Origin of the sequence: Tardiphaga robiniae, assembly GCF_001618955.1 — a bacterium.
Taxonomy (GTDB): Bacteria; Pseudomonadota; Alphaproteobacteria; order Rhizobiales; family Xanthobacteraceae; genus Tardiphaga; species Tardiphaga robiniae_A.
In genome coordinates this window covers 17,499-29,771 of sequence record NZ_LVYV01000016.1, presented here as the reverse complement: position 1 = coordinate 29,771, position 12,273 = coordinate 17,499, and the positions used below count along the sequence as shown (strand labels likewise).

General features: G+C 62.4%; 11 protein-coding genes. 4 read left to right on the top strand and 7 right to left on the bottom strand.

Translation table 11 applies throughout. The features are described 5' to 3' along the window. Window positions 1–6 precede the first annotated feature (6 nt). Window positions 7–1,611, bottom strand: coding sequence for a transcription termination factor NusA (gene nusA / locus A4A58_RS16860; protein ID WP_068734140.1), 1,605 nt, complete (start codon window positions 1,609–1,611; stop codon window positions 7–9). A gap of 3 nt (window positions 1,612–1,614) precedes the next feature. Then, a complete protein-coding gene (gene rimP, locus A4A58_RS16855; protein ID WP_068734138.1) occupies window positions 1,615–2,394 on the bottom strand; it encodes a ribosome maturation factor RimP in 780 nt (259 codons plus the stop codon). A gap of 368 nt (window positions 2,395–2,762) precedes the next feature. Here rimP and A4A58_RS16850 point away from each other — a divergent pair, with 368 nt between their 5' ends. Further along, on the top strand, window positions 2,763–3,866 hold the full coding sequence (locus A4A58_RS16850) for a DUF2336 domain-containing protein (protein ID WP_068734136.1): 1,104 nt from the start codon (window positions 2,763–2,765) through the stop codon (window positions 3,864–3,866). Here A4A58_RS16850 and A4A58_RS16845 read toward each other — a convergent pair. Next, window positions 3,843–4,796, bottom strand: a complete 954-nt coding sequence (locus A4A58_RS16845; RefSeq protein WP_068734134.1) for a LysR family transcriptional regulator — start codon at window positions 4,794–4,796, stop codon at window positions 3,843–3,845. The genes A4A58_RS16850 and A4A58_RS16845 overlap by 24 nt on opposite strands. Window positions 4,797–4,914: 118 nt before the next feature. On the opposite strand from A4A58_RS16845, the gene A4A58_RS16840 reads away from it, so the two are divergent. Next, on the top strand, window positions 4,915–5,916 hold the full coding sequence (locus A4A58_RS16840) for an aldo/keto reductase (RefSeq protein WP_068734132.1): 1,002 nt from the start codon (window positions 4,915–4,917) through the stop codon (window positions 5,914–5,916). Between the two features lie 73 nt (window positions 5,917–5,989). On the opposite strand, the gene A4A58_RS16835 is transcribed toward A4A58_RS16840, so the two are convergent. Further along, a complete protein-coding gene (locus A4A58_RS16835) occupies window positions 5,990–6,790 on the bottom strand; it encodes a HesA/MoeB/ThiF family protein (RefSeq protein ID WP_068734130.1) in 801 nt (266 codons plus the stop codon). A gap of 115 nt (window positions 6,791–6,905) precedes the next feature. Between A4A58_RS16835 and A4A58_RS16830 the strand changes: the two genes are divergently transcribed. Then, entirely contained in the window at window positions 6,906–8,267 is a 1,362-nt protein-coding gene (locus A4A58_RS16830; protein ID WP_068734128.1) for a serine protease, read from the top strand. A 31-nt stretch (window positions 8,268–8,298) separates the two neighbouring features. Here the strand turns inward: A4A58_RS16830 and A4A58_RS16825 are convergent, their stop codons facing one another. Further along, window positions 8,299–8,976: a PilZ domain-containing protein gene (locus A4A58_RS16825; protein WP_068734126.1), complete on the bottom strand. Its 678-nt coding sequence runs from the start codon at window positions 8,974–8,976 to the stop codon at window positions 8,299–8,301. 154 nt (window positions 8,977–9,130) lie between these two features. Next, window positions 9,131–9,928: a class I SAM-dependent methyltransferase gene (locus A4A58_RS16820; RefSeq protein ID WP_068734124.1), complete on the bottom strand. Its 798-nt coding sequence runs from the start codon at window positions 9,926–9,928 to the stop codon at window positions 9,131–9,133. A 182-nt stretch (window positions 9,929–10,110) separates the two neighbouring features. On the opposite strand from A4A58_RS16820, the gene rutA reads away from it, so the two are divergent. Further along, entirely contained in the window at window positions 10,111–11,211 is a 1,101-nt protein-coding gene (rutA, locus tag A4A58_RS16815) for a pyrimidine utilization protein A (protein WP_068734122.1), read from the top strand. A gap of 49 nt (window positions 11,212–11,260) precedes the next feature. Here the strand turns inward: rutA and mutM are convergent, their stop codons facing one another. Further along, complete coding sequence (gene mutM, locus A4A58_RS16810; protein WP_068734120.1) at window positions 11,261–12,151, bottom strand: bifunctional DNA-formamidopyrimidine glycosylase/DNA-(apurinic or apyrimidinic site) lyase; 891 nt, start codon at window positions 12,149–12,151, stop codon at window positions 11,261–11,263. Between the last annotated feature and the right edge of the window lie 122 nt (window positions 12,152–12,273).

Genomic DNA, 12,273 nt, shown 5'->3' with positions numbered 1-12,273 from the left:
TTATCCTTACGCTTCTTCGGTGGCGTCGAGCGGCGCACCCTTGTCGAGATCGGCCTGGGTGATCCAGCCGGCTACGACGCGGGCCTGCATGATCAGATGCTCGGCGTCCTCACGCGAAATTTCGCTGGCATCGAGAATGCCCGGGTGCTTGGTCGGCTCGGAGCCTTCCTTGCGTTCGGTCCAGCCCACCAGATCGTCAGTGGCGCAGCCGGCAAGATCCTCGACGGTCTTGATGTCGTTTTCGCCGAACTTGACCATCATCTTGAGGGTCACGCCCGGAACGTCCTTCAAAGCGTCTTCCACACCCAGTTCCTTACGTTTGCCTTCGAGTTCAGCTTCGAGCTGCTCGAGGTATTCACGTGCACGGCTCTGCAATTCGGCCGCTGTTTCGTCGTCGAAGCCCTCGATGCCCGACAGTTCCTTGGCATCGACCATCGAAAGTTCTTCCACCGAGGTGAAACCTTCCGACGCGAGCAGCTGACCGACGACTTCGTCGACGTTCAGCGCTTCCATGAAGACGCGCGTGGAATTTTCGAAATCGGCCTGGCGACGTTCGGATTCTTCCTGCTCGGTCAGGATGTCGATATCCCAGCCGGTCAGCTGCGAAGCCAGGCGCACATTCTGGCCGCGACGGCCGATCGCAAGGGATAGCTGGTTATTCGTGTCCGGAACGACAACCTCGATGCGCTCACGATCTTCATCGATCACGACTTTCGAGACTTCCGCCGGCGCCAGCGCGTTCACCACGAAAGTGGCGATATCCGGCGACCATGGAATGATGTCGATCTTCTCGCCCTGCAGCTCGTTGACCACGGCCTGCACGCGGGAACCACGCATACCGACGCAAGCGCCGACCGGATCCACCGACGAGTCGCGCGAGATCACGCCAATTTTCGCACGCGAACCGGGATCGCGGGCCACGGCCTTGATCTCGACGATACCGTCATAGATTTCAGGCACTTCCTGCGCAAACAACTTGGCCATGAACTGCGGATGGGTGCGCGACAGGAAGATCTGCGGACCGCGGGTCTCGCGGCGCACGTCGAACACATAGGCGCGAACGCGGTCGCCGTTGCGGAACACTTCGCGCGGCAGCATCTCGTCGCGACGCACGATGGCTTCGCTGCGGCCAAGATCGACGATCACCGAACCGTATTCGACGCGCTTGACGATGCCGTTGACGATCTCGCCGATGCGATCCTTGAATTCCTGGTACTGCCGGTCACGCTCGGCTTCGCGCACCTTCTGCACGATGACCTGCTTGGCGGACTGCGCGGCGATACGGCCGTATTCCAGCGGCGGCAGCGTGTCGGCGATGGTGTCGCCGATCTGCGCACCCGGATTGGCGCGCTGCGCGTCAAACAACGAGGTCTGGAAAGACGAATTCTCGACGTCCTCTACCACCAGCATGTGGCGGGTCAGAGAGAGCTGGCCGGTCTTGGGATGAATCTCGGCATGCACATCGGTCTCGGAACCGTAACGCGCGCGGGCCGCTTTCGCGATCGCCTCTTCCATCGCCTGGATGACGATGTTGCGGTCGATCGATTTTTCGCGCGCGACGGCGTCGGCGATCTGCAGCAGTTCGAGTTTATTGGCGCTGACAGCGGCCATAGCTCATTCTCCTTCGATGGGATCGATTTCGCCTCGGCGCGCACGGTCGGCGGCCAGACGATGTTCTTTGGTATTCTTCGGCAAAGGCTTCTTGGCAGCTTTCGCGACCTTGAGTTTCGGCTTCGGCGCAAAGCTCTTCTTGGGATCGCTGCGCTTGGCATGCGGCGCCGCCGGCGGCGCCAGACCGAGCTCCCGCTTGAGATCGATCTCGGCGTGCTTGCCGCGGCGCATGGACTCGGCGATCAGTTCGTCGGTCAGGACCAGACTGGCATTGGAGATGTCTTCCAGCGGCAACCGCGTGATGGGGTCCTCGCCGTCGCGGGCGCCTTCGCGGTCGATCAGCACGACATCGCCTTCGATAGCGCCGAGCAGGCCACGGAAGCGTTTGCGGCCGCCGACGGCGACAGCCATCTCGATCTTAACCAGATAGCCATGATAGCGCTCGAAATCGGAGCGCCGGACCAGCGGACGATCGATGCCGGGCGAAGAAATTTCGAGGCGATAGGCGCGCTGGATCGGATCGGCGACGTCCATCACCGGCGACAGCGCGTGTGAGATCGCCTCGCAGTCCTCGACCAGCATGGTGCCATCCGGCCGCTCCGCCATGATCTGCACGGTGCAGCCGAGCTCGCCGGAAATCTTGATCCGCACCAGCCGGTAACCGAGGTTTTCAAGCACGGGCGTGGCGACTGCCGATACCCGCGCCGCAGCACCCGGCTCGATCACCAGGCGCGGCTCGGAAAGCAGCTCGGTATCAACGGTTTCTGGGTTTTGGTCGGTCATGTCCAGGATCGAAGTATTCCGGTTGGAAGATGTCTGAATTCGCGTGCCGCCTGCAGATAGGGTCGTGTCGCGTCGGGCTTTCGGCCCTTCCTTGGACCCGGACGAGCCTCGCCGGAATTATCGGCCAAGGTCCATTCAGGTAATAAAAAAGAGCGGGTCCCGAGGGGCCCACTCTCAAACGTGATCGTATGAGAACCTAATAAGTTGGGGGCGATATAGCCGTTTTCCGGCACCCCGGCAAGGCCGCAGTGGCTGTCTCGCAATATTTCTGCAACCCGCGGTAGCCTAATCCTGCGGCTAACCGTTCCTTCATCAACCCCATCTAGGGTGCCCCAGCCTTTCCGTATGGTGGTGTTGAGTATTTTTTGATGGCTGAGGCGAAATCGCTCATTCCGGGGCTGGATAACATCGTCAGAGATGGCGATCCCAAGCGCCGCGGCGAGGCCGTGCGTAAGATTTCCGAGCTTTTCCTGCGGGGCGCATCCCGTTTTCAGCCGGCCCATGTCGATCTGTTCGACGGCGTTCTGACGAGTCTGGTTCCACAAACCGAGGTCGAGGCACGCAGCGCGCTGGCCGAACGGCTGTCCGATCTCGTCAACGCACCGCCGCAACTGGTGGCCCTGCTCGTCCGCGATGACGAAATCCTGATCGCCGGGCCGCTGCTGCGCCGCTCTCCTTTGATCGACGAACCAACACTGGTCGATATCGCCAAGGCCCAGGGCCAGTCGCATCTGCTGGCGATCTCCGATCGCTCGACACTGACCCCGCGCATTACCGATGTGATCGTCCGCCGTGGCGACCGCGACGTGATCCGCCGGGTCGCCGGCAATGCCGGTGCCGCTTTCTCGCAACTTGGCTATACCGGCCTCATTCGCCGCGCCAGCGATGATGGCGCGCTCGCCGTCACGGTCGGGCAGCGCGACGATCTCGCGCCGGAACAGCTCAAACACCTGTTGGCGCAGTCGGTCGAGGTGGTTCGCCGCCGGCTGTTCGACGCCGCCGCGCCAGAACTGCGCAACGCGATCAACCGTGCGATGCAGGACATCACCGGCGCGCCGACGCATCTCGCCGTCACCCGCGACTTCGCCACCGCGCAGCGTGCCATTCGCAAGCTCCACCAGGCCGACGAGCTGGACGAAGGCGCTTTGTTGCGCTTTGCCCGCGCCCATCAATATGAGGAAACCGCCGCCGCCCTCGCCGCTCTGTCGGGCGTGCGGATCGGGACCATCGACCAGCTCCTCAAGGGCGACCGCGACGATCCGATGCTGATCCTCGGCAAATCGATCGGGATTTCCTGGGCCACCGTCCGCGCCCTGATGACGCTGCGTCTCGGCCCCGGCCGTTCGCCTGCCGCCGCCGATGTCGAGGAAGCCCGGCAGAATTTCGAGCGTCTGGTGCCCGCCACGGCGCAGCGTGTGCTGACCTTCTGGCAGACCCGCGAGACCGCCTCAGCGATCCCCCTGCCGCTCTGATCCGCTGGGGTTCTCGGGGGCCGCTGCCCGGCGCTCCCGTTTGCGCCACTCCGCCACAAAACTCACGAACGCCGCCAAGGCCGGCGGCGGTTGCCGGCGGCTCGGATAATACAAAAACGGGCCCGGGAATGGCGGCAACCAGTCCTCCAGCACGCTGACCAGAGTGCCGGTCGCGAGGTCGTCCCGGACATAGCCCTCAAACACCGCATAAAAGCCAAGTCCGTCCCGGGCCGCTTCCAGCCCGAGCCGGGAATAGCTCGCCAGCAGCGGCCCCCGCGGCGGGATCCGGACTACCTGGCCGTCCTTTTCGAATTCCCATTCCGGAATCGAACCGTTGTCGAAACGGGTTCTGATGCAGCAATGCTGCAGCAATTGCTGCGGTGCAACAGGTCGCCCATGCTGCGCAATATATTGCGAAGAAGCTACCATCACGAAGCGCTGCGGCGGCCCCAGCGAGACTGCGATCATGTCCTGCGCCAGATCCTCGCCATAGCGAATGCCGGCGTCGAACCCCTTGGCGACGATGTCGATCAATGACGTCTCGGCAACGATCTCAAGCTCAACCTGCGGATATTGCTGCAAAAATGGCGTAACCATCGGCGCCACGACGATATCGATGGCTGGTGCTGGACCGTTGATCCTGAGGCGGCCAGACGGCACATCACCGAAATCGCGAACTTGCTGCAGCGCAGCATGAACATCGCCCATGGCTGGAGCTATTTTGCGTTGCAGCAATTCTCCAGCCTCGGTGAGTGCCACACTGCGCGTTGTGCGATGCAGCAACCGAACACCGAGCCGCTCTTCCATGTCGCGCAGCCGCTGGCTCAGGCTGGACACCGAGACATGGGTCTCCACCGCAGCCCGCCGGAAATTCCGGGTCCGGGCCACCGCCAGAAAGGCCGCGAGATCGCGCAGGTCGAGATCGCTCATTGTTCGACAGAGTGAACAAGCCTTTCGGGATTGTCCAGCTTATCGGATCAATGGAGCGGGCTCATATCGGGGCGGCAGCGGCAAAGGATCGGTCCGGCCGCCTTCTGGGAGAACCACCATGAAACACCTTCAACTCGGAAAGACTGGCCCCACAGTGGGCGCGCTCGGCCTCGGCTGCATGGGCATGTCGGATGTCTACGGCCCGGCCGACCGAGGCGAAAGCATTGCCACCATCCACGCCGCGCTGGAGGCCGGCGTCACCCTGATCGACACCGGCGACTTCTACGCCATGGGCCATAACGAGCTCCTGATCGCCGAAGCCTTGCGCGGCCGCAACCGCGACAACCTGCAGCTTTCGGTCAAATTCGGCGGTATGCGCGATCCCGCCGGTGCCTTCATGGGCTTCGACAACCGCCCGATAGCAATCAAGAATTTCGTGGCCTATTCGCTGGTTCGGCTCGGCGTCGAGGTCATCGACATCTACCGCCCCGCGCGGCTCGACCCCAATGTGCCGATCGAGGACACCGTCGGCGCCATCGCCGACCTGATCAAGGCCGGCTACGTCAAACATATCGGCCTGTCCGAAGTCGGCTCCGAGACCATCCGCCGTGCCCACAAGGTGCATCCCATCACCGACCTGCAGATCGAATATTCGCTGATCTCGCGGGGCATCGAGGATAACATCCTGCCGACCTGCCGGGAACTCGGCATCGGCATCACGGCCTACGGCGTACTCTCGCGCGGCCTGATCGGCGGCCACTTCACCAAGAACGGCATGAACGCGAAGGACTATCGCAGCCACAGCCCGCGCTTCAGCGCCGCGAATATCGATCAGAATCTGGCTCTGGTTGAAAAAATCCGCACCATCGCCAACGACATCGGCGCCTCGGTCGCGCAGGTCGCGATCGCCTGGGTCGCCGCACAGGGCCAGGACATCCTGCCCGTGGTCGGTGCCCGCCGACGGGATCGGCTGACGGAAGCGCTGGGTGCACTGGATGTGAAACTCACGCCCGCACATCTCAGGGCGCTAGCGGAGGCGATTCCAGCAGACGCTGCGGCTGGTGGCCGTTATCCGGACGAGCACCTGGCGCATATGGACAGCGAGAAGAAGCGCGCCTGAGGCAAGCGCACCGAACTCTCCGCATGTCGTCCCCGCGCAGGCGGGGACGACGACGGAGACAAGCCGCATCGTCTCACAAATACGCGCTCAGATCCCTGATGCTCGGCGCATCCCCGTTCAGCGGATTCGCCGGATCGCGCCCGTAACGCAGCGTCTCGAAGCGCATGTTGCGGGCGTCGATCATCAGCAGTCGCCCGACCAGCCCCTCGCCGAAGCCAACGATCTCGCGGATCGCTTCCAGCGCCATCATCGAGCCAACCATGCCGGCCAGCGCACCCATCACGCCGGCTTCCTGACAGCTCGGCACTGTGCCCGGCGGCGGCGCTTCGGGAAACAGACAGCGATAGGTCGGGTTCAATGCGCCCGCGGCATTGGTCTCATGCGCACGGATCGTGGTCAGCGACGCATCGAAAGTGCCGAGCGCCGCGGAGATCAGAGTTTTTTTCGCGAGATAGCAGGCGTCCGATAACAGATAGCGCGTGGTGAAATTGTCGGAGCCGTCGAGCACGAGATCGTAACCCGACAACAGCGCCATCGCATTCGCCGCATTGAACCTGACGGCATGGCCGACAAATCTGACATGCGGGTTGAGCGCATGGATCTTTGCGGCGGCGCTGTCGGTCTTCAACGCGCCGATATCCGGCGTTGCGTGAATGACCTGCCGCTGCAGGTTTGACAGCGACACCGTGTCGTCATCGACCACACCGAGCGTGCCGATGCCCGCGGCCGCGAGATACATCAGTGCCGGTGCACCAAGCCCGCCGGCGCCGATCACCAGCACTTTCGCGCCCTGCAGCGCGGCCTGGCCGGGACCGCCGACCTCGCGCAACACGATATGGCGCGCATAGCGCTCGAGCTCGTCGGCATTCAGCATCGTATCGTGACATCCTCATCCGGCATTGTCGTGAACCCTTCCCGCGCTGTCACCGACCCACGAGATGTGTTTAATTCCACCGAAATCAATCACCAGCTTCAAGACCGGACATGTCATGAGATCGATGCTTTCAGCAACATTGATGATCGTGGCAGCCTCGGCGGCGCACGCCCAGGTCCAGGCAACACCTCCCGCGGTGCAGGGTGTGAAACCCAAGCCGGTCACCACGACGCCGATCCGCCCGGCGCTGCAGACCCCCGCCGACACCGCCAATGCCATGGCGCAGGCCGAACGGCTCGGTATCCAGTCGGATCTGGCGTGGACCGGGCAATATAACGGCGCCATCACCGGCGAGGTCTCGGATCGCATGGTCAATGCGATCAAGACGTTCCAGAAGGACAATGGCGCGAAACAAACGGGTGTGCTGAACCCGCAGGAGCGCGATCTGCTGCGCGCCGCGGCGAAAAAACTTCAGGACAATGTCGGCTGGAAAATGGTCACCGACATGGTGACCGGCGCACGGCTCGGCATTCCCGGCAAGCTGGTGCCGCAGCAGGCCTCCGATGCGAACGGGAGCAAGTGGTCGTCCTCCACCGGCACGATCCAGATCACGCTGGCGCGCCGCAAGGAAGACGCACCGTCCACTGCAAAGCTTGCCGAGACCGAACGCAAGGAGCCCGGACGCAAGATCGACTATCAGGTGGTGAAGCCGGATTTCTTTGTGTTGTCCGGGTTGCAGAACCAGAAGAAGTTCTACATTCGCGGCCAGTTCAAGGACTCTGAGGTCCGCATCCTCTCGATTTTCTACGATCAGGCCACCGAAGGCACGATGGAGCCTGTGGTGATCGCGATGTCATCGGCCTTCAACGCTTTCCCCGCGGGTGCGCAGGCGATGGGCCCGCCGCCACGCAAGAAGGTCGAATATGCGTCGGGGATCGTCGTGAGCGATGACGGCGCCATCGTCACCGACCGCCAGGTGGTCGATGGCTGCATGTCCATCGTCGTGGCCGGCTATGGCAATGCCGACAAGCTCGCCGAGGACAAGGTGCGCGATCTCGCACTGCTGCGCATCTATGGCGCGCGCGAGCTGAAGCCGCTGTCGCTCGGCACAGGCGCTGCGAAGCCGAATCTCGATCTCGTGGGCATTGCCGATCCGCAGAACCAGGGCGGCGGCGCAGCGATCACCAGCGTGAAGGCAGCCACCACGCCGGTCGGCACCGGCACAGAACTGGCGCTGTCGCCCGCGCCGGGTCTCGGCTTTTCCGGCGCAGCCGCCATCGACAGCGACGGCAAATTCGCAGGCCTTGCGCAATTGAAACCATTGCTTGTGGCCGGTCCGCCGAACGCGACACCACAGGCGGCGCTGGTGCCCACGGAGCTCGTGCAGAATTTTGTGAAAGCAAATGGCGTGAACGCAAACGGCGCCTCGACCGATGCCAGAGCGGCGATGGTCCGCGTGATCTGCGTACGGAAGTAGCTATCGGGATCCGGAGCGCGCCAACGCTTCTCTAATCCACTTCCTCGTACATCGAATCCATCTGCGCCGCGAACGGCGTCGCGCGCGGCGGCGGTGCCGCCGGTGCGCGGATGATCCGGCGTTCAAGCTGTTCGCGGTTCTGCTGCTCGATGAATTTCACTGCGAAACCGCCCTGGAGATGGCGCACCACGCGGCCGACGCAGGCGCCGACGGCGAGCGGCGTTCCGACCTCCGGCTGCACATCGGCGGAGACTGCAGCACCGGACACCGACATGTCGACGACGAAGCAGCTTTTCATGCTGCCGTCAGCGAAGGTCAGCATGGAATGCGGGCTCGCGGGAATGAGGCGCGCCTGCTTGCGCTCTTCGCGCACCGTGGGGTCTTTCTGGAATTTCTCCAGCCAGGTCAGCTTGTCCGAGAGCTTCTGACGCATCGGCGGCGTCATGTTGAGTTCGAGCAGGAAGCTACCGGAGATGGTGTCGCTGATGCGACCTTCGAGCTGACCGAAGTCGCTGAAATAGGGCGTGATGCGATCGCCGATACGACCGACGACCGGCACGTCGACGATCATCCGGAACGGCGAGACGCGGCTGGTCCGGCAGGCAAAGCTGCGCGGATTGCCTTCGGCATCCAGCCAGTTCGACAGCGTATATTGCCCGCTGACGACAACATTGACGGCGCGTTGCTTGAGGAATTTTTCGACAGACACACGTTCATCCTCTACGGTACATTTCCACCACCATAGAAAATCCAACCACGCCAGCATTTGCGCCCGCCTTGGTTATTGCGCTACTTATATACCCTTTCAAGTTGAAGAAATATTACCGGCAAAATCCCGGCGATCTAACGGAGGATGCTCTGCCTCAGCCGGGCACCCGCCCCTTGATGGCATTGGCCCGGGCACTGCAGGTGATACGGCCCGTTGGATCCTCCGCAAGTCCCGCCCGGACACGCGATTTGAGCTGCGCGATCTCCTCCGGTGTCATCACCGTCAGAGCTGCCTTTACCGATGGCCCAGCGGACGAGGCCGACCAGAAGTCGTCGAAATCGGTGAACTCCCTGGTGACATCGATCACGCGGGTTTCGACGTCCACCAGGCCGGCAGAGGTCCACAACGACTGCATCACGTCGAGGCGTGACGCGTCCACGCCCGGCGGCAGCGACGGCACCTGGCCCATAGTCCTGAGTTCACCGAGGATCGGCTGCAGCGGAAAGCCGCCGCCATCCATATCCCAGGCATAGGCGGCCACCGTGCCCCCGGGCGATACGACGCGCACCATCTCCGCCACGCCCTTCGATGGCTCCGGCACGAAGAAGATCACAAGCGCCATCACGGCCACATCGAAGGATTTGTCGGAAAACGGCAGCGCCATCGCATCGCCCTGATGAAACGCGGCCAGCGCCGCGCCCGGCCGCGTTCGCGCATAAGCGAGCTGCGGCTCGGAGGGATCGATGCCGTCAATCACCGACGGCGCATGCCGCTCGGCGATGAGCTGCGTGAACGCACCATTGCCGCAGCCGACATCAACCCATGCGAGCCCCGGCAGCGGCGCTACCCAATCCAGAAAGACCTCGCCGGCGCTGCGGCTCCACACGCCCATCATGCGCTCATAGGACGCGCCGTCGTTGAAGCGGATGGAGGGAGACGATGCATCGGTCATGGGGAGTCCTCAATACGGTGTTGGCGGCAGATCATGGCCGGAAATGCCGGGCGCGCAACCACGTTGCCTTCACGGTGGGATCGGCGCGATGCGCACGCATCGGCACGGTTGTTGCTTGGTTTATCGCAAGCAGAACAGTTCGCGACGTCCCGAGACGTCACCCTGTTACAGAGGAGAGCGAGATGAAGGTCGGCGTATTCATTCCAATCGGGAACAATGGCTGGTTGCTCTCTGAAAATGCCCCGCAATACATGCCAACTTTCGACCTCAACAAGGAGGTGACGCTCAAGGCCGAACATTACGGGCTCGATTTTGTGCTCTCGATGATCAAATTGCGTGGCTTCGGCGGGAAAACCGAATTCTGGGATCACAATCTGGAATCCTTCACCTTGATGGCCGGGTTGGCCGCAGTGACCAAGCGAATAAAATTGTTCGCCACGGCAGCGACGCTCGTGATGCCTCCCGCGATTGCCGCGCGCATGGCTGTGACCATCGATTCGATTTCACATGGCCGCTTCGGCCTCAATCTCATCACCGGCTGGCAACGTCCCGAATATTCGCAGATGGGGCTTTGGCCGGGCGATGACTATTTCGCACGCCGCTACGAATATCTGTCGGAATATGTCGAAATCCTGCGCGAGCTCTGGCAGACCGGCGCATCCGATCGCAAGGGTGAATTTTTCCAGATGGAGGACTGCCGCGTCAGCCCGCGGCCGCAGGCCGACATGAAGATCATCTGCGCCGGCCAGAGCGGCGCCGGGATGGCCTTCTCCGCACAATATGCCGACTATAATTTCTGTTTCGGCAAAGGCGTCAACACCCCGACAGATTTCGCACCGGCTGCCGAACGTCTGATCGAGGCCACACGGGACACGGGCCGCCACGTGACGACCTATGTGCTGTTCATGGTGATCGCAGCGGAGACCGACGAAGCCGCGTTTGCAAAATGGGAGCACTACAAAGCCGGCGTCGATCACGAAGCCGTCGCCTGGCTGGGCGTACAGGGTGCCGTCGACACGAAGTCCGGCAAGGACACCAATATCCGCCAGATGGCGGACCCGACCTCAGCGGTCAATATCAACATGGGGACCTTCGTCGGCTCATTCGCCAACGTCGCCCGCATGCTCGACGACGTCGCCACCGTGCCAGGCACCGAAGGCGTATTGCTCACCTTCGACGACTTCGTTCAGGGCGTTGAAGACTTTGGGCAGCGCATTCAACCCTTGATGACATCGCGCAAGGGGGTGGCAGAGGCCGCAGCCGCCGCATTGAAAGATATGTGACTGTCGATATTCAGTGACCACGCACCGGCAAGATCGGGCCGACTCGGTGTCACCTCTGACACTTCGGGCACCAGAACGTCGATCGCCCGTTCTGCACGAAGCGCTTCACAATGCCCGAACAGCCATCGGTCTGGCACGGCTCGCCTTCGCGGTCATAGACCTGAAACGAATGCTGGAAGTAACCCAGCTCGCCATCGGTCTGGCGGTGATCGCGCAGCGACGAGCCGCCGGCCTTGATCGCCTGGTTCAGCACCTCATGGATTGCCGTGACCAGCCGTTTGGAATGATCGGTCGGCTCGCCCTTCTTGGTCGCCAGTGTCGCGGCCAGCCGCCGCGGTGACAGATGCGAGCGAAACAGCGCCTCGCAGACATAGATATTGCCGAGACCGGCGACGACGCGTTGATCGAGCAGCGCGGCCTTGAGGCTGGTCTTCTTGCCTGCGGTGGCGCCGGCCAGCATGGCCGCATCGAAGGCGTTGCCCAGCGGCTCGGGGCCGATGTCCTTCAGGAACGGCTCGTTCTCGATCTCGCTGCGCGCAAAGATCTTCATGAAGCCAAAACGGCGGGGATCGTTGTAGATCACCGACGGGCCCGACGACATGTGGAAGACGACGTGATCGTGTGCCCGCTCGTCGCTGCGCGGATGATGGAAGGCACCCGGCATCACATTTTCTTCATCAGGCGCATCGGACACCACCCGGAATGAACCGGACATGCCCAGATGCATCAGCAGCACATCGCCGGAATCCAGATCCGCCAGCAGATATTTGGCGCGGCGGCCAAGGCTGGCGACGGTCCGGCCCTGCAACCTGCCGGCAAAATCCGGCTGAAACGGAAACCGCAGGTCTTTTCGCCGCAGCTCCAGACGGGTGATCTTCGACCCCTCCATGGCCGGCTGCAGGCCGCGGCGGACGGTCTCGACTTCGGGTAATTCAGGCATGATTCACGTCATTCACGCGGTGTGGTTGTTCAGAAGTTCTCTGCAGAGCTTGCCGTTAACTCAACCAGAGAACTTCTGAACCAAAACCACACCCAGCTGATATATTTTTAGTGTCCTTGTAA

Excerpts from the sequence above, each read along its gene's own strand:
- A4A58_RS16835 (WP_068734130.1), bottom strand. The coding sequence starts at position 6,790 with ATGCTGAATGCCGACGAGCTCGAGCGCTATGCGCGCCATATCGTGTTG.
- mutM (WP_068734120.1), bottom strand. The coding sequence starts at position 12,151 with ATGCCTGAATTACCCGAAGTCGAGACCGTCCGCCGCGGCCTGCAGCCG.
- A4A58_RS16845 (WP_068734134.1), bottom strand. The coding sequence starts at position 4,796 with ATGAGCGATCTCGACCTGCGCGATCTCGCGGCCTTTCTGGCGGTGGCC.
- A4A58_RS16820 (WP_068734124.1), bottom strand. The coding sequence starts at position 9,928 with ATGACCGATGCATCGTCTCCCTCCATCCGCTTCAACGACGGCGCGTCC.
- rimP (WP_068734138.1), bottom strand. The coding sequence starts at position 2,394 with ATGACCGACCAAAACCCAGAAACCGTTGATACCGAGCTGCTTTCCGAG.
- nusA (WP_068734140.1), bottom strand. The coding sequence starts at position 1,611 with ATGGCCGCTGTCAGCGCCAATAAACTCGAACTGCTGCAGATCGCCGAC.
- rutA (WP_068734122.1), top strand. The coding sequence starts at position 10,111 with ATGAAGGTCGGCGTATTCATTCCAATCGGGAACAATGGCTGGTTGCTC.
- A4A58_RS16830 (WP_068734128.1), top strand. The coding sequence starts at position 6,906 with ATGAGATCGATGCTTTCAGCAACATTGATGATCGTGGCAGCCTCGGCG.
- A4A58_RS16840 (WP_068734132.1), top strand. The coding sequence starts at position 4,915 with ATGAAACACCTTCAACTCGGAAAGACTGGCCCCACAGTGGGCGCGCTC.
- A4A58_RS16850 (WP_068734136.1), top strand. The coding sequence starts at position 2,763 with ATGGCTGAGGCGAAATCGCTCATTCCGGGGCTGGATAACATCGTCAGA.